This window comes from Photobacterium japonica, from assembly GCF_050337005.1.
Taxonomy (GTDB): domain Bacteria; phylum Pseudomonadota; class Gammaproteobacteria; order Enterobacterales; family Vibrionaceae; genus Photobacterium; species Photobacterium japonica.
The window spans coordinates 37,865-55,215 of the sequence record NZ_JAKJSN010000015.1; the positions used below are offsets into that span (position 1 = coordinate 37,865).

At 53.4% G+C, this 17,351-nt stretch carries 16 protein-coding genes; 8 read left to right on the forward strand and 8 right to left on the reverse strand.

Going from position 1 to position 17,351, the window contains the following annotated elements; translation table 11 throughout:
• Positions 1-110: 110 nt before the first annotated feature.
• Positions 111-2,987 (reverse strand): bifunctional [glutamate--ammonia ligase]-adenylyl-L-tyrosine phosphorylase/[glutamate--ammonia-ligase] adenylyltransferase, encoded by a 2,877-nt coding sequence (gene glnE / locus L4C36_RS06485; RefSeq protein ID WP_428476980.1) that lies wholly within the window; start codon positions 2,985-2,987, stop codon positions 111-113.
• A gap of 223 nt (positions 2,988-3,210) precedes the next feature.
• On the opposite strand from glnE, the gene L4C36_RS06490 reads away from it, so the two are divergent.
• On the forward strand, positions 3,211-4,041 hold the full coding sequence (locus L4C36_RS06490) for a potassium channel family protein (RefSeq protein ID WP_428476981.1): 831 nt from the start codon (positions 3,211-3,213) through the stop codon (positions 4,039-4,041).
• A 91-nt stretch (positions 4,042-4,132) separates the two neighbouring features.
• Here L4C36_RS06490 and L4C36_RS06495 read toward each other — a convergent pair whose 3' ends face one another.
• Positions 4,133-5,650, reverse strand: coding sequence for a CYTH and CHAD domain-containing protein (locus L4C36_RS06495; RefSeq protein WP_428476982.1), 1,518 nt, complete (start codon positions 5,648-5,650; stop codon positions 4,133-4,135).
• 183 nt (positions 5,651-5,833) lie between these two features.
• Between L4C36_RS06495 and L4C36_RS06500 the strand changes: the two genes are divergently transcribed.
• The 3 genes from L4C36_RS06500 to L4C36_RS06510 all read left to right on the forward strand — a co-directional run bounded on the left by L4C36_RS06500 (position 5,834) and on the right by L4C36_RS06510 (position 8,560).
• Positions 5,834-6,514, forward strand: a complete 681-nt coding sequence (locus L4C36_RS06500) for a TIGR00153 family protein (RefSeq protein ID WP_428476983.1) — start codon at positions 5,834-5,836, stop codon at positions 6,512-6,514.
• A gap of 31 nt (positions 6,515-6,545) precedes the next feature.
• Positions 6,546-7,817, forward strand: a complete 1,272-nt coding sequence (locus L4C36_RS06505) for an inorganic phosphate transporter (protein ID WP_428476984.1) — start codon at positions 6,546-6,548, stop codon at positions 7,815-7,817.
• Positions 7,818-7,942: 125 nt separating this feature from the next.
• Positions 7,943-8,560 (forward strand): TIGR04211 family SH3 domain-containing protein, encoded by a 618-nt coding sequence (locus L4C36_RS06510; protein ID WP_428476985.1) that lies wholly within the window; start codon positions 7,943-7,945, stop codon positions 8,558-8,560.
• 133 nt (positions 8,561-8,693) lie between these two features.
• Here the strand turns inward: L4C36_RS06510 and L4C36_RS06515 are convergent, their stop codons facing one another.
• Positions 8,694-9,584 (reverse strand): general secretion pathway protein GspB, encoded by an 891-nt coding sequence (locus L4C36_RS06515; protein ID WP_428476986.1) that lies wholly within the window; start codon positions 9,582-9,584, stop codon positions 8,694-8,696.
• Positions 9,584-11,299: an ExeA family protein gene (locus tag L4C36_RS06520; protein WP_428476987.1), complete on the reverse strand. Its 1,716-nt coding sequence runs from the start codon at positions 11,297-11,299 to the stop codon at positions 9,584-9,586. The genes L4C36_RS06515 and L4C36_RS06520 overlap by 1 nt, the downstream gene beginning before the upstream one ends.
• A 188-nt stretch (positions 11,300-11,487) precedes the next feature.
• On the opposite strand from L4C36_RS06520, the gene L4C36_RS06525 reads away from it, so the two are divergent.
• Entirely contained in the window at positions 11,488-12,717 is a 1,230-nt protein-coding gene (locus L4C36_RS06525; protein WP_428476988.1) for a multifunctional CCA addition/repair protein, read from the forward strand.
• Positions 12,718-12,806: 89 nt separating this feature from the next.
• Here the strand turns inward: L4C36_RS06525 and L4C36_RS06530 are convergent, their stop codons facing one another.
• Genes L4C36_RS06530 through folB form a run of 3 tightly spaced genes read right to left on the reverse strand, consistent with a single transcriptional unit; the run spans position 12,807 to position 14,462 of the window.
• Complete coding sequence (locus tag L4C36_RS06530; RefSeq protein WP_428476989.1) at positions 12,807-13,610, reverse strand: undecaprenyl-diphosphate phosphatase; 804 nt, start codon at positions 13,608-13,610, stop codon at positions 12,807-12,809.
• Between the two features lie 16 nt (positions 13,611-13,626).
• A complete protein-coding gene (folK, locus tag L4C36_RS06535; protein ID WP_428476990.1) occupies positions 13,627-14,112 on the reverse strand; it encodes a 2-amino-4-hydroxy-6-hydroxymethyldihydropteridine diphosphokinase in 486 nt (161 codons plus the stop codon).
• Positions 14,109-14,462 carry a dihydroneopterin aldolase gene (gene folB / locus L4C36_RS06540; RefSeq protein ID WP_428476991.1) on the reverse strand — a complete coding sequence of 118 codons (354 nt, stop codon included), beginning with the start codon at positions 14,460-14,462 and terminating at the stop codon, positions 14,109-14,111. Before folB ends, folK begins: the two co-directional genes overlap by 4 nt.
• A gap of 213 nt (positions 14,463-14,675) precedes the next feature.
• Here folB and plsY point away from each other — a divergent pair, with 213 nt between their 5' ends.
• Entirely contained in the window at positions 14,676-15,299 is a 624-nt protein-coding gene (plsY, locus tag L4C36_RS06545) for a glycerol-3-phosphate 1-O-acyltransferase PlsY (protein WP_428476992.1), read from the forward strand.
• 60 nt (positions 15,300-15,359) lie between these two features.
• Here plsY and tsaD read toward each other — a convergent pair whose 3' ends face one another.
• Positions 15,360-16,385: a tRNA (adenosine(37)-N6)-threonylcarbamoyltransferase complex transferase subunit TsaD gene (gene tsaD, locus L4C36_RS06550; protein WP_428476993.1), complete on the reverse strand. Its 1,026-nt coding sequence runs from the start codon at positions 16,383-16,385 to the stop codon at positions 15,360-15,362.
• A gap of 182 nt (positions 16,386-16,567) precedes the next feature.
• Between tsaD and rpsU the strand changes: the two genes are divergently transcribed.
• The gene (gene rpsU / locus L4C36_RS06555) at positions 16,568-16,783 is read left to right on the forward strand and encodes a 30S ribosomal protein S21 (protein ID WP_005301411.1); all 216 of its coding nucleotides are present in this window, start codon (positions 16,568-16,570) and stop codon (positions 16,781-16,783) included.
• A gap of 27 nt (positions 16,784-16,810) precedes the next feature.
• Entirely contained in the window at positions 16,811-17,254 is a 444-nt protein-coding gene (locus L4C36_RS06560) for a GatB/YqeY domain-containing protein (RefSeq protein ID WP_428476994.1), read from the forward strand.
• Positions 17,255-17,351: the final 97 nt, after the last annotated feature.

Genomic DNA, 17,351 nt, shown 5'->3' on the forward strand with positions numbered 1-17,351 from the left:
TGGCGTATCATCGCGCATAATCACGGATCCATAGGCCGAATGGCCGGTTTTGCTGATGTACCTGCCCGTCTAACGGCCACTCTAGCTATATACCTGTCTATGTATCTCCGCTATGACTCGGCCGATGCGTCAGCCTCGTCCACCAGCAATTGCTGCTGCCAAATCGTCTGCACGGCAGCCCGCTCTTCCAAAAAGGTCTCGTTGTTCACGTAAGCCGGCAGGCCTAACAAACTCAAACGGTGGATTTCATCGCGCATCACACAGTAAGCCTGTTTCAATTGCATGGCTTCCTGCGGCGCCAAGATGGCGTATTCCGCCATGATTTCAAACAACCGCATATTGTCAGACCAACGGGTCAATGCGCGTTCGTTGGCGGCATGGCGCAACACCAAATATTGCGCGAGAAACTCAATGTCGGTGATCCCGCCTTGGTCTTGCTTCAACCCAAACATGCGCGCCTGTTTGCCCCCCAGATGTTCACGCATTTTATGGCGCATGGTCACCACATCATGACGCAAGCGTACCGCGTCACGGGGGTGCATTAAGATTTGCTCACGCACGGCGGCAAAACCCTGTTGCAATGCGTGATCACCATAAATCATCCGGGCACGTACCAAAGCCTGATGCTCCCACGTCCACGCTTCGGTTTCCTGATACTCGGCAAAGGCTTCCAGCGTGCTGACTAACAGGCCCGATGCACCCGACGGACGCAAGCGCACATCCACCTCGTACAACACCCCAGATGCCGTGCGGGTCGAGAACAAGTGGACGATGCGCTGCGCGAGGCGCAGATAAAATTGGCGGCCATCGATTTCTTTCGGGCCGGTGGTATAGACGCTATCCGGGCAATCGTGCAGGAACACTAAATCCAAATCGGATCCGTAGCCTAACTCCCAGCCGCCGACCTTGCCGTAACCCAAGACACCAAAGCCACGCCCATCGCGTTCCAGTACATGGCTCGGCTCACCGAATTTCGCCACCATCTGTAACCACGCTTGGTGCACCACGGCTTCAACAATGGCTTCCGCTAAATAGGTTAAGTGATCACTCACTTTCATTAAGGGCAACACATCGGCAATGTCTGCCGCTGCAATCCGCAGCAGCTGCGTTTGCTTAAACTGACGGATCGCCTCCATCTGTTGTTCCATGTCTTCTTCAGGGATACGCGCTAAATACTCGCGCAACTCATCGCCGTAATTGGTCAACGGCGTCGGGCTGTACAGGTGCTGCGGATCCAGCAATTCATCGAGCAAAATCGGGTATTGCGACAACTGCGCAGCGACCATCGGACTGGCCGCACACAGGCGCACCAACTGATCTAAGGCTGAAGGGTGTTCGCTCAGCAATTCCAAATAGGTGGTTCGGGTGGCAATGCGCACAATCAGCTTGCTGACGCGCTCTAACACGGCCGCCGCATCTTCCCGATTCACGATCAACGCCAACACCGTTGGCATTAAACGCGCTAACACTTCACGTCCGCGTGGGCCTAACGTGCGTTTGGACAGCTCGGTTTTCATGTTACCCAGCAGCGTGACTTGGGCCTTCGCATCCGAGGCTTGTAGTTCGGTCAAAATGCTCAACACCACATCGGGATCTTTCACCATGTTCCACATTTCATGGTATTGCGCTGCCGCCTCACAATGACCTTCGTCTTCATCGGCACCGATAATGTCGTCAAAGACCGCATGAATGGCCTGCATGTGCTGGTCGGTCGCGACCATCAGTGCCGCCCAATCGTCGAACCCCATCGCCAACGCCAACCGGCATTGATCCAACGGTTTATCCGGCAGGGTTTGGGTTTGTTTGTCATCAATGGCTTGCAGCAAATTTTCAAGTCGGCGTAAAAACGCATAGCCTTGTGCCAGCTCATCGACTTTCGCGCACGGCAACAAGCTTTGCTCGCGGATCGCACTCAAGGTTTCCAATAAGCCGCGACCACGGAGATCGGGGCTACGCCCGCCACGAATCAACTGAAACGACTGCGCAATAAACTCGACTTCGCGGATCCCGCCGGCACCCAGCTTGATGTTGTTGTGTAACCCGCGGCGACGCACTTCGCTGCTGATCATCGACTTCATACGACGCAATGACTGGATCGCACTAAAATCAATATAGCGACGGAACACAAACGGGCGCAGCATCTGGCGTAACTCTTGGTACTGGGTAAAGCTTTCGCGCCCCATCACACGGGCTTTGATCATGGCGTAACGCTCCCAGTCCCGCCCCTGCTCTTGGTAGTAATCTTCCAGCGCAGCGTAGCTCATCACCAATGGGCCACTGTCGCCAAACGGACGCAAGCGCATGTCGACCCGATAGCAGAAACCGTCATAGGTTTGCTGATCCAACGCTTTGATCAAGCGTTGCCCTAAGCGGGTGAAAAATTGGGCATTGGCCAAACTGCGACGTCCCCCTTGGGTTTCGCCGTTTTCAGGGTAGGTAAAGATCAGATCGATATCGGACGAAAAGTTCAATTCGCCGCCACCCAGCTTTCCCATGCCAAGGATCAGCATCGGTTGGGCTTCCCCCTCGGCATTAGTTGGCGTACCCCACTCCTGACAACTTTGCGCATACAGCCAGTTATAGGCCTCCATGATCATGGCTTCCGCCAATTGCGACAGGTGCGCCAAGCTGGCGGTCAGTGTGCCGTGCCCGGTGAAGTCATGCCACGCAATCCACACCATTTCTCGGCGGCGGAATTGACGTAAGGCACGATGCAGACCGTTTTCATCGGTCACCTCGGCCAATAGCTGTGCCAAGGTCTCTCGGTATCCCGCCTGACGATCGGTGTCATCCAGATGGGCATCCAGCCAAGGCAGCAAGGTGGCATCGCGGGCGATCGAAGCGGTAATAAAATCGCTGTAGCCCAACACTTGTCGCAACGCCGTTGCGCGATGGGCAGGCCATTGACGCAAGCTGTCGGGCTGCGCGTCGCTTACCTTCTCCCAAGCCTTTTCCATCGCGGCACTGATCAGATCTTGCGGGGTCATAGTGTTTCCTTTTCTATCGAGACACCTGTCGAGACAACAGGTTGGTGTTATCGTCCCAACATAGCATATTGATTACCAAGGCGTGCGTGGAATCGCAGAGCATGCTGCACGGCCAGCAAGACAAAATGCAAAAGCGCGATCACTTACGCGAAAATTTGCCCTTTCCCCTCTCTTGAGGGTGTAGGATAACGGTTCCATTTTTCGGCTTAATCGATCGCACACCATGATACCAACGCCCCCAGAGCCTCACGAGCCTGATCCCCACACAGTCGCGACCCACTATGAATTGAACCCCATGAGCCTGATGGCCTTGGTGCTGTCTTTTCTGTCACTGGCCGTGGTCTCGACCATGATTTTTCTGCCCAAAGGCAGCGATGCCTATCTGCTGCTGTTTGGGATCGACACCTTCATCTGCCTGCTTTTTTGGTGCCAACTGCTGACCGACTTGTGCCGCAGTCCGGCCAAAATCGCGTACTTGAAAGCCCACTGGATTGATTTCATTGCCAGTATTCCGGTGATCGAGCCATTCCGTTTTGCCCGTTTACTGCAAATTTTTCGGGTGATCCGCCTGCTGCGATCCAGCCGCCATGTGTTACAACAAATTCGCCAAAACCGCCGAGAAGCGACACTGGCCAGCATCTTCCTCTTGTTAACGGTGTTGGTGTCGGTCGGCTCGGCGATGATCCTGTTGATTGAAGGCGGGGCGACAGGCAGTAACATTCACAGTGCCGGGGATGCGCTGTGGTGGGTGTTTGTCACCATTTCGACCGTCGGATACGGCGATCACTACCCCGTCACGGTAATGGGTAAGGTGCTAGCGGCGGGCATTATTATTTGTGGGGTTGGCTTGTTCGGTATGGTGGCGGGACTCGTCACCACCTTCATTTCAGATCCCGAACAACAGAAAGAGCAGTTGGCCAAACAACATGAGCAGGAATGGCAACACCTGTTGTTACGGCAAGAGCAATTGCTGGCGCGTTTGGAAGCCATTGAACAGCGACTCGCCGGCACAGACAAGCAGGATGCGGAAAAAGAAAACGCAGGAAAAACATAAACCGCGGACACAAAAAAGCCCGATAGCAGAACGCATCGGGCTTTTTACGGACTATCTCGCGCACGGTATCACACGGTATAGCGCAATGGCATCACGGCCAATACGGCGACAAATCAATCCCCATCTGGCGGGTTTGATCCATCGCGTGGATCAATGATTCTTCTTTACGCTGCAACCATTTTTCCATCTGACGACGATCTTCGTCGTCCGCTTGAAGCGGGATGAGCGCACGAATCGGCTCTAACTGACGCAAGTCATCAATCCCCTGCAGGAGATCCAGCCACGGCATTCTGAATGTCTGACGCTTATCAGCATCATACAGTTCAGCAAAGCTTAGGCCACTCATCAGATTACGCAATAAACGCGGGTGCTGGTCGAGGTAGTCAATACGGTTCAGCTGACGCTCGGTCGGAAACACATCTTGCAGTTCCTGCCATGAACGCGCCAGCATGGTATCAGCAAATCCTTTGACCGGCTCTGCCAGACGGTGGCGGGCTTTGTCGTCAAGGAACGGCTGCCAACCACGGCTAAGGATCCAACGGCTCAGATCCAGCAGCAAGCCACAGTAACGCGCGGATTCAATCAGCAGCAAGGTATCTTCCGGCGCCGGCAAATCATCACGGTGCGCTTCGATCTGCTTGATGAGCGCTTTTCGGCAATCGAGCTTGCGCAAGGCATAACCTTTTTCTGCCAGCAAATCCCCTAATCCTGCGGATTCCGCGAGCCAATCCAGTTCGCCTTCCAGCCATTGCAATTCTTGACGCAACAGGGCGCTGGCACGACGCGGGATCATCCCGCCGAAGGTCACAAAGGTTTGGCGTAATAACCCAAGCGCTTGCTGGATTTGATCCAGAGCGGCTTGTTCTTGGCGTTCGGCAAAAATTTGTTCGTGGTAATGCCAGTGACCCAACGCATGCTCAAGGGTTTTGACGAACACCGTTTCCACGTTGTCCTGCTCACCCAATGGCACACTGCTCAATGGCTTCACTTGATCGCCAGCGTAGTCGGCTGCCAACCGGTAGCCACGCGCCGCTTTGCTCAGGTTACCCAAGCGCATACCGCCTTCGGTACACAACTCACGCGCCAGCGTAAATAAAGCGTCCGTTTGCCCGGATTTCAGCTCCAGTTCGACTTCACAGATCGGGAAGGTCTTGCCATTCGCCTTGACATCCCCCTGATCGAAAGCCAGTTCCACTTGCGAGCCATCAGGCATCGCAACCAGCCATTGCTGGCGGACAAAGTCGGTGGAAAACAGCGGATTAAGCTGCTGCTGAACCTGTGCAATCTCGAATCCTTCAGGCCACGCATCGGCGGGGTGAAGCATCAGCTCCGGCGTGGTACCGGTGGTTTCAGCATTGTATTCTGGGCGCTGGTGTAAGCCAGCCACCACTCGCCCTGCGGTTTTCAATGTTTGAACAAACACATCGTCGAAACGACGAATACGCAGGCCGATATCGTGCTGGCGAAGAATTTGGTCTGGGGTGTCAAAGTAGACGTTACCAAGGGCACGACGACTTTGTTGCAGAATTTTGAGTGCTGCGATCTTGCGCAATAATTGACTCGAAAATTCTGGCGAGACGAAAAACTTCAGTTCTATCTCGGTTTCCATAGTTATACCTATAAACAGTGGCAAACCAAGGATATTGGCAATTTCATTCGGGGGCAAGCACGAAATTTAATCAAATCGTTGATCGAAATTAGTTCCCCTATACAGACTTATGCGTTACCATTCGCGCCTTAATGACCATCGCTCAAGAATTCGCCAATCCGGCTCTTTCTAGGTTATTCGGCTATGCCTGTAAATACAATTATGGGGCTCTTTGCTAAATCCCCAATCAAACCGCTGCAACGCCACGTTACTCGCGTAAATGAGTGTTGCGAACTGCTTGTCCCTTTCTTCGCTGCCTGTGAGGCGGGAGATTGGAATAAGGCGTCCATTTTACGCGAACAAATCTCGCAGATTGAAAAAGATGCGGATGTACTAAAGCGTGAGATCCGTCTGAAACTTCCTCGTGGTCTGTTTATGCCAGTCGACCGCACTGACATGCTCGACCTCCTTACCCAGCAAGACAAATTGGCGAACCTCGCCAAAGACATCGCCGGCCGCGTTTTGGGTCGACAATTGCAAGTCCCTTCCTCTATGTACCCTGACTTTGTGGCATACGTACAACGTTGTCTCGACGCGGCGAATCAAGCCAGTCGTGTCATCAACGAATTGGACGAACTGCTAGAGACAGGTTTCAAAGGTCGTGAAGTCACGCTAGTGGCGGAAATGATCAACCAACTAGATGTTATCGAAGATGATACTGACAGTATGCAAATCATCCTTCGTCAACAACTAATGGCCATCGAAGACCAACACAGTCCGGTGGATATCATGTTCCTCTACAAGATCCTCGAGTGGGTTGGCGGAATTGCCGACCAAGCGCAACGCGTGGGCTCGCGTCTTGAAATCATGCTATCGCGCTCGTAGCGAGAGAATGTAACTAAAACAAGGTTTTACAATGGAAATCCTGACTAACTATGGCACCATGATTATTTTGGTGGCGGCTTTCTTTGGTCTTTTGATGGCGATTGGTATTGGTGCGAATGACGTTGCCAATGCGATGGGTACCTCTGTCGGTTCTAAAGCGCTGACAGTCAAGCAAGCAATTATCATTGCGATGATTTTTGAATTTGCGGGTGCTTACCTTGCCGGTGGTGAAGTGACTGACACCATCCGTAAAGGCGTAATCGACATGTCTTACTTTAGTGCCCAGCCTGAAGTGCTGGTGTACGGTATGATGTCTGCCCTGCTGGCTGCAGGTACATGGCTACTATTGGCGTCTTACATGGGCTGGCCGGTTTCGACCACACACTCCATCATTGGTGCCATTATTGGTTTCGCGTGTATCTCTGTCGGCCCAGAAGCAGTGTCGTGGAGCTCTGTACAAGGTATCGTAGGTAGCTGGTTGATCACACCGTTGATCTCTGGTCTGTTTGCTTATGGTATTTTTGTCAGTGCGCAGCGTCTGATCTTCGACACGGATAACCCATTGGTTAACGCTAAGCGTTTCGTGCCTGTCTACATGTTCATTACTGCGATGGTTATCGCGTTGGTGACCATCAAGAAAGGCCTGAAACACGTTGGTCTACACCTTTCTAACGGCGAAGCATGGGCTGCCTCTGTGGTTGTTTCTGCGATTGTGATGGCCTGTGGTTACATCTACATCAGCCGTAAGTACAAAGATGACGATGGCGCTTCATTGGACAGCAACGGCTATGCCGGTGTTGAACGAGTATTCAGCGTGTTAATGGTTGTGACAGCGTGTGCGATGGCGTTTGCTCACGGCTCTAATGACGTAGCGAATGCGATCGGTCCATTGTCTGCTGTTGTATCCACGGTACAAAACGCGGGTCAGCTTGCCGCTGAGTCGACGATTGCATGGTGGATCCTACCACTGGGTGGTATTGGTATCGTGGTCGGTCTTGCGACCATGGGTCACAAAGTGATGGCTACTGTCGGGACAGGTATTACTGAACTGACGCCAAGTCGTGGCTTTGCCGCGCAGCTAGCCACCGCATCAACCGTGGTACTGGCATCGGGTACTGGCTTACCAATCTCAACCACACAAACCCTTGTGGGTGGCGTGATCGGCGTGGCATTTGCTCGTGGTATCGCAGCATTGAACTTGGGTGTGGTACGCAACATTGTGGCTTCTTGGGTGGTTACCCTCCCAGCAGGCGCACTACTTGCGGTCATCTTCTTCTATGTAATGCAAGCAATGTTTGGTTAATCCACGTCAAATCTGGCTTGGGTTCAAAAGAGGGAGGCTTTGCCTCCCTCTTTTCTTGCACCTGTGCCGCAAAGTTTTTAGACTTTGTCCTCTCGAGAAAATAGGCTCTCCCAAGGAATCAAATTGTGAAGCACTTAATCCGCTTACTCATTCTGGCATGCGCTGTTGCTGCCCTGCCAGTCAACGCAGAACAAAGTCGGTATATCTCCGATGACCTGTTCACTTATATGCACAAAGGTCCAAGTACACAGTTCCGCATCATTGGCAGCGTTGACGCTGGCACGAAGGTGGTACTGTTGGAAACGGACAGTAAAACGGGCTACAGCAAAGTTCGTGATAGCCGTGGCCGTACCGGTTGGGTTAACGCGGATTACCTGTCTAAGCAGATGGGCCTGAAAGAACGAGTTCCCGCGCTGGAAAAAGAACTGATGGAAGTCAAAGCCTCACTGGCCGATGCACTGCAGTCTGGCGACACCAAAACCGCCAGTCTTCAGAACACGGTGAAGCTACGCACTGAGCAAATCACTGACTTGGAAACCAAGAACAGCGATCTGAATACGCAGCTGATGGCCTCCCAAGCAGAAATCCGCGAACTCCGCGCCAAGATCGACACGCAGAAGAATGACTTGCTGATGCGCTGGTTCACTTACGGCGGCATGGTTGCCGGTGGTGGCTTGCTGTTCGGTTTGGTCTTGCCACACCTGATCCCTCGTCGTCGCAAGCGTAACAACGGCTGGGCATAAGCCTGACCACTCGCATCCCCTTGCAACAGACGTAAAAAAGGCAGCCTTCTTGGCTGCCTTTTTATTATCTGTATCCTGCCGTTATCACAGGTATCCCGGGATTATTATCGCTATCCCGTGCAAGATCGCCCTCTTACCAAGACGATAACGCGGGCATCGAGATCAAAAACTTCTCAAAGGTGAACGCCACATTACGCGGTGAAATTTGTTTCAATACCACGCCTGGGGCAATCTCATCCCCTTCATACGCTTCTTCCCCGTTCACTTTCACCCAACGGCTGTCCGGGGATGAAGAGTAAATGTGGGTTTGGAAATCCAGCTTAGGAATGCGGTTTTTCATCGCCATGGGCATGTCGGCCAAATCAATGGCTTGATAGTCGACCTTCCCTCCGATAGGAATACCCGCTCGCTCATTTTCCAGCAGCTCAGGCATCGGCGCATCGCCCTCTTCCGTGGCGGCAATGGCGGAACGCAATTGCGCGGCCAGCTCCGGGGAAATGTCGGTGTAATCTAACGCGTCCAGATCCCACGTTTGAGTGGCCGGTTTCGTCGGCGGCACAAATTGGGGCGTCTCATTCATCCCAAGGTTATCGCCCCCTAACGGCTGGTGTGTCGCGGCAATCACGTCAGGATCGGCCGGATGACGGGGCAGCGGCTCGGTATACAAATCCGGGTAACTCAGGCGTTCAATTCCGGCGGGGAAATACGGCTCATCCTGAATCACTTCCACCACCGGCGTCGCGCTCGCTTCTTTGTACACCGGCGGCGTGTCGTCAGACATCGCCGCCACAGACGCAGACACTGTGGACGGTGTCGTCTCAGAAGACGCGCCACTGTACATGCTATACCCGACTAACCCTACCACAGGCAACATCACTAACAACGCCGTACGGTAGCGCTGAGCGCCCCGTTTCGCTGCGGCACGCGGGTCGGTCATCAACTCCGCAAACAGCGAAGAGGAAGCACCGGCTACGCCGCTATTTTGCGATTCCGATTGCGCAATCGCAGATAACAATTTAGACATTAGCTTCTCTCCGCCTGCAATTTCGGCCCGGGTAAATTCAGCGCAGAATCAATCATCATAAGGGTACGTGGGCCGGCAATGCCGTCCACTGACAAGTTCTGCTCTTGCTGGAAACGACGCAGCTTATCCAGCAGGCTTTGACCAAAGGTCTCTTGGCTTTCTGGCAGCGCCCCTAACAAGGTGCTCAACTGGTGATCCAGCCAAATCACGCGCGGGCCGGCTTGCCCATAGCGGATGGCGGCACTGTCACCCAATGGCGGACGCCATAACAAGGTGTAGCGGCCGTCCCAACGGGCATCAAACCACGCCGATGACACCGCAATACGTTCCCCGCTGAGTAACAGCTCCACCTCGTCATCGCGCGTGGCATACACGGTCGCGTAATACTGCGCCCCATCAGGCTCACGCAACGCCACGACCGCTGGGCGGTTGATCTGGCTGAGTTGCGCCAATGTGCCTTTACCGTCGTAACAGCGCAAGGCAATGCGATCGCTGGAGTCACACGTGGCCAAATTCAGCGCCGGATCATAGCCCCATAATCGGTAAAGGGTCTGCATCGCACTCGATTCTGACTGTGCCTGCAACACGGTATAACGCCAGTTCTGTACCGGATCAAGTGGCGCTTGCACCACAATCGTCGGCTCAACGGCGAGCGAGGTTTCGGCAGCGTCAGGTAACAATACCGGAGTCAGTGTGCTATCTGTCGTTGCTGGCGCCACGGTGCTCGCACTGATAGCCGTTGACGGCGTGGCCGTCGCAACCTTGTCACTCGGGCGGGTCGGCAAATCAATCCAGCCTTGCCACCAGCCCACACCCAACGCGATCACAACCCCAGCGGCTAACGCCGACACCGGGAAAGCCCCACGGCGTGATGCGCTGATTTTCTGCGTCGGGGCTTTGCGTGGCAATTGCCAGCTCAGCACTTCGTCACAGGCACGGGTCACAATGTGCTTGTCCAATTGGTGACGCATCGACTGGAAGCCATACAACATGGCTTTGTCACACACCAAGTTGATCAAACGCGGGATCCCCCCTGTGGCGCGAGCAATCTGCAGATTCAACGCCGGGGTAAACACTTGGTGTAAACAATCCACCGCCCGTAAGCGGTAATTCACGTATTCACTGACTTCTTCTTCGTTCAGTGGCAACAGGTGATAACGCGAGGTGATCCGCTGCGCTAACTGGCGCAGGTTTTCTTGTTGCAACAGTTGCTGCAACTCAGGTTGCCCCACCAATACCACTTTCAGCAGTTTGGTGCTGTCCGTTTCTAAATTCGTCAGCAGACGCAGTTGCTCAAGGGCGTCAGGCATCAAATGCTGCGCCTCATCCACCAACAACAGGGTTTGCTTACCGGCTTTGTGGTTGGCCAGCAAATGCTGGTAAATACCGTCGGTTAACTGCTTAATGCTGCTTTGCTCGGTATAACTGATACCCAGCTCATCACTTAAACCGGCCAGCAACTCATGCGTTGACAATGACGGGTTCAGGATCACGGCGACCTGCGTTTCTTGTGGCAATCGCGCCACAAGGCCGCGTAATACGGTGGTTTTACCGGTACCGACTTCACCAGTCAGTAGCCCGAAGCCACCGCCGCCACCCAGACTCGCCAGCATATGCGTCAACGCTTCACGGTGACGCTCGCTTAAATAAAGAAAGCGCGCGCTAGGGACAATCGAAAACGGCGATTCCGAGATCCCAAAAAAATCCTTGTACATGCTGTAATTCTCGCAATGAGTCGAAGGAGATAAAAAGCAACGTTACCTTTACCGCCGCTGAATGTATAGGGGGAAGGCGATTGCGATCACGACAATTCATATCAGGTCGCGGGATGTTAGTGATAATTGTGCAGTTTGATATAATTCTTACACAAAACTATGGCACTCCCTCAGAAAAGGTGACAAGCGTGGAGAAATATTTAGTCGGCGGAGCGGTGCGGGATGCACTGCTTGGCCTACCCGTAAAAGATCAGGATTGGGTCGTGGTTGGCACCACACCGGCAGAGATGCTGGCTCAAGGGTACACCCAAGTCGGCAGTGATTTCCCCGTCTTCCTGCACCCGAAAACCAAGCAAGAATACGCCCTCGCCCGCACCGAACGAAAATCCGGCGCAGGCTATACCGGCTTTGTCTGCTATTCCGCCCCCGACGTGACACTAGAGCAAGACTTGATGCGTCGGGATCTGACCATCAATGCCATCGCGCAAGCCAATGACGGCACCCTGATTGATCCGTATCAGGGGCAACAGGACCTCGACCAACGTGTCCTGCGCCACGTCTCTGACGCGTTTGTGGAAGATCCGCTGCGCGTCTTGCGTATTGCTCGCTTTGCCGCACGCTTCGCCCATTTGGGCTTTACCATTGCGCCCGAAACCATGGCGTTAATGCAGGACATGGTGGTTGCCGGTGAACTGGCGGCCTTAACGCCAGAGCGCGTCTGGCAAGAATGGGAACGCTCACTGCATACGGCTAACCCGGAAGTGTTTCTTACCGTGTTACGCCAATGCGGGGCTCTGGCCGTGATCATGCCGGAAATCCACGCCCTGTTTGGTGTGCCGCAACCGGAAAAATGGCACCCAGAAATTGACTGCGGTATCCATACCTTACTGGTAGCGGCGCAAGCCGCACAGCTGAGTGCGTCCCCGATCATTCGTTTTACCGCGCAGGTGCATGATTTGGGTAAAGCCCTGACCCCGGAAGCTGAATGGCCGAGCCACAGAATGCATTGCCAAACCGGGTTAGGCGCCATTCGTGCATTGTGCCAACGCTTGCGCGTCCCCAATGAGTACCGCGATACCGCGTTAATGGTGTGTGCCCAGCACACCAAAATTCACACCGCCGCCGAACTACGACCGTCAACCTTCATCAAGATTTTTGATCAGATGGATGCATGGCGTAAGCCCGAGCGTGTCGAACAACTGGCGTTGTGCTGTCGGGCCGATGTCCGTGGCCGCACCGGGTTTGAAGAGGCGGAATACCCGCAGGCTGACATTCTGCAGGCCGCGTTTCTTGCCGCGCAAAGCGTGGCCGTCAAGCCCGTCATTGATGATGGGTTTACCGGCCAAGCGATCAAAGAAGAGCTCGGCAAGCGCCGCGCGATCGCTGTACAAGCGGCGCTGGGACGTGACCGCGTCTAGTCCCGTCATCTCAGTAACAACAAAAAAGCCCAGCGATACACGCTGGGCTTTTTTTATTCTCAACACGGCCTCTTAGCCGACCGTTGTCATTACTGGCTGATCAGGAAAGCAATCAAACCGGCGCCCAGTAGCAAGCGGTAAATCACGAACGGCAACATACCAAGACGCGTCACCAACTTCAGGAACACGTGGATACACGCGTATGCGCTCACAAACGACACCGAAATACCGATCGCCAACACATTCAGCTGGATCGGTGTATCACTGCTCACCAAGCCAAGGCTCAGGTAGCTACCCGCCAACAAAATGATAGGAATAGACATCAGGAACGAAAAACGGGCTGCCGCTTCACGGGTGAACCCCAAGTACAACGCCGCCGTCATGGTCGCGCCGGAACGGGAGGTGCCCGGGATCATCGCTGCCGCCTGTGACAAGCCAATGAACACGGCACGTTTCCAATCCGCTTGGTATTCGTCGTCTTTTTGCGTGGCGCGGGCATCGACCCACCACAACAACAAACCAAATACGATGGTTGTGATAGCAATCACCCACGCTGATCGCAGGTACAGTTCAATGATGTCTTTCATGAACAGGCCGAAAATACAGGCCGGAATGGTCGCAATCACAATCATCCATGCCAGTTTGGATTCGGCATTGTGTTGTTTCTTGAAGATCGATCCAATCCACGCTGACAACAGTGATACCACTTCTTTACGGAAGTAGCCGATCACGGCCAACAGGGTACCGACATGCACCGCGACATCAAACACTAAGCCCTGATCGGCCCAGCCGAAGATAGCAGAGGGTAAAATTAAATGGGCAGAACTGGAAATCGGCAAAAATTCGGTCAGCCCCTGGATCAAGGCCAGGATAAAGGCTTCAAAATGACTCATAACGGTTTAACTGTCCTTAAATAACAAAATCGTCCACTGGCCACAGGGCCTGTTCACGATGAAATGCCTGCCACACTTGACGTACTGTGCGGCCATCTAGCGGGATCACCCGCTCCGGGCACAGTTCCATCAATGGACGCAGCACAAACGCGAATTTAAATATATCGGCACGGGGCAACTGCGGCGCAACGTCACTGACGCACTCCCCATAGAGCAGAATATCAAGATCCAAGGTGCGGCTTTGATTCTTCTGCGCGGTCGGGGAACGGCCATACTGCAACTCCAGCTGCTTGAGCGTGTACTGCAGATCGGCCAGCGACAATGATGTGGTAATGGCCACCACTGCATTGTAGAAATTGGGGCCTTCAAAGCCGACCGGCTCAGCCTCATAGATCGTCGACACCGCACACGCCGTCCCTAACTGCTTGAGTTCGGTAATCGCAGCGTGAACATGGTAGTCCCGCTCGATGTTCGATCCCACGCTGATATAGGCGGTGATCACCGGTTGCCTCGTTCAATCTGCACACCCACGCCACGCGCGGCTGGAACGGCACCCGGTTTGGTCACGCGAACACGGATCCAAGGCACGCCAAACTGTGTCATCACCAGCTGGGCGATGTCTTCTGCTACGCGTTCCACCAACAAAAAGCGACCCCCTTCAATGTGCTGAATAATCGCGCCACTCACCGCGGCATAATCCAACGCCAAAGTCACATCATCGTGCGTTGCCGCAGGACGGTTGTCATGTGCCATTTCAACATCAAGCACCAGTTTTTGCTTGATCGTTTGTTCCCAGTCATACACCCCAATGGTGGTGATAACTTCGAGATGTTCGATAAATACTGAATCCATGTTCAATCGCTAATTATGTTAGAGGTCGGATACCTAATTTGAGCCAAAACGCGTATTATCAGGTCGTAAACGTCGATATAGTATGACGTTGATTTAAAAGCTCATCAGGTTGCCTATGAGCCCAAGGGTTTGCACTATACCATATGCCCACAAAAGCAACATAATAGACCAAGGATAATTCGGCGATACTCTCGCCCGTAACGGGAATCCTGCATGACACCATTCGTCCTGTTGATCATCATCAGCGCCTATTTGCTGGGGTCCATCTCCAGCGCCGTGCTGATCAGTCGCCTCTACGGCCTGCCTGATCCACGCGAGTCCGGCTCCGGTAACCCCGGTGCCACCAACGTGCTACGCCTCGGTGGGCGCGGCGCAGCAGCCGCTGTGCTGATCTGCGATATTCTCAAAGGCATGCTGCCGGTATGGCTGAGCTATTTGATCGGCGTGAACCCTTTCATGCTGGGCATCATCGGTATTGCAGCCTGCCTTGGCCACATCTACCCCATTTTCTTTCATTTTCGCGGCGGCAAAGGGGTCGCCACCGCACTCGGTGCCTTAGCCCCGATTGGCTGGGATCTCAGTGGCATGCTGATCGGCGCGTGGCTGCTCACTGTGCTCGTCTCGGGTTACTCGTCTGTCGGAGCAATCACCACCGCACTATTCGCGCCGTTGTTCACATGGTGGGTAAAACCGGAATACACCATGCCGGTCGCTATGTTGTCGTGCCTGCTCGTCTTTCGTCACCATGACAATTTGCGTCGTCTGCTGGCGGGCGAAGAACCGAGAATCTGGCAAAAATTCGCCCGCAAAAACAAAACAACCCCGCCACAGGAGTGATCCTGCGCGGGGTTGTTCATTCTGACTCACCGCACACCGATGACTCGGTGCAGGGAGGCATTATTCCGTTTCGTGGATCGGCTTAAGCTGATCAATCGGCCAACGCGGATGCGCTTTCACGCTCAAATCCATGCTTTCCTGATTTTTCAAACGCTGCATACCCGCATAAGCGATCATCGCCCCATTATCCGTACAAAATTCTGTACGTGGGTAGAACACTTCGCCTTTTAGGTTTGTCATTAGCACGGCAAGCTGCTCACGCAAGTACGTATTCGCACTCACGCCACCCGCAATGACTAAACGCTTGTAGCCCGTTTGCTTCAACGCACGCTTACATTTGATTGCCAACGTGTCCACAACGGCTTCTTGGAAAGCAAAAGCGATATCAGCACGCGTCTGCTCGTCCTCATCATTCGCTCTCACCGTGTTCGCGGTGAAGGTTTTCAAGCCTGAAAAACTAAAATCAAGCCCAGGACGATCGGTCATTGGACGCGGGAACTTAAAGCGCCCCTTCGTGCCCTTTTCTGCCAATTTCGCCAAGCGAGGACCACCCGGATAGTCAAGACCCATGAGCTTGGCCGTTTTATCAAACGCCTCGCCAGCCGCATCATCGACCGACTCGCCCAAGATCGCGTATTCGCCGATCCCTTTGACGTCAACCATCATGGTATGGCCACCCGACACGAGCAATGCCACAAACGGGAACGCCGGTGGATTCTCTTCCAACATCGGGGCCAACAGGTGACCTTCCATGTGGTGAACCGCAACAGCAGGAAGGTTCCATGCATAGGCCAGGCTACGACCAATCGTTGCGCCGACAAGCAGTGCACCGACCAGTCCCGGTCCCGCCGTGTACGCAACACCATCTAAATCAGCCGGCGTTAAACCCGCCTCTTTCAATGCCGCTTTGATCAACGGGATTGTCTTCTTTACATGATCGCGTGAAGCCAATTCAGGCACCACACCGCCATAATCAGCATGTAACTTTACTTGGCTGTAAAGTTCATGTGCCAGAAGGCCTTTTTCATCATCGAAAATAGCCACACCTGTTTCGTCACAGGAGGTTTCGATGCCCAGTATACGCATAACAACCTCTATACTTATGGTAATTGAGGGCAATACTACCGCCCTTGACAGAAATTAACCAGTTCAGGGTTGCAGAATGCTTTACAAATGCCCCCAGATCAGATTAGAATTTCGCACCATTTTTAATCAGCTGACATTATATGATCGTCAGCGTTAATGAATCACTCTGAGGTGAGTATTACATGCCAGTAATCAAAGTACGCGAAAACGAACCGTTTGACGTAGCACTACGTCGTTTCAAGCGCTCTTGCGAAAAAGCAGGTATCCTTTCTGAAGTTCGTCGTCGCGAACATTTCGAAAAGCCTACAACTGTACGTAAGCGTGCGAAAGCAGCGGCAGTTAAGCGTCACCTGAAAAAATTGGCTCGCGAAAACGCGCGTCGCGTTCGTCTGTACTAATCTAACGATTAACAGAAGGATTGCGTAATGACTCTGATCGAACGTCTTAAAGACGAACAAAAGGCAGCAATGAAGGCGAAGGATAAACCTCGTCTTGGTGCTATCCGTTTGGTTTTAGCCGCCATTAAACAGCGCGAAGTGGACGAAAAGATCACTCTTTCCGAAGACGACGTGCTGGCTGTTTTGACCAAAATGGTTAAGCAACGCCGCGACTCGATTGCTCAATATGAAGCAGCGAACCGCCAAGATCTGGCCGATGTTGAACATGCTGAAATCTGCGTATTAGAAGAATTCATGCCCCAGCCATTGAGTGACGACGAAGTCGTTGCCCTATTGGATGCGGCAATCGCTTCTACTGGCGCAACCAACATGCAAGACATGGGCAAACTGATGGCTGAGCTTAAGCCTCAACTTCAGGGTCGTGCCGATATGGGTAAAGTTAGCCAGCTCGTGAAAGCGAAACTCGGTTAATCCCTTACTCAGTTTCTGCAACAAGCCGTGCTCTCCGATTTCGGAATGCACGGCTTGTTTGTATTCTCCTCTCCGCATTTTGACACGACTATCAAAC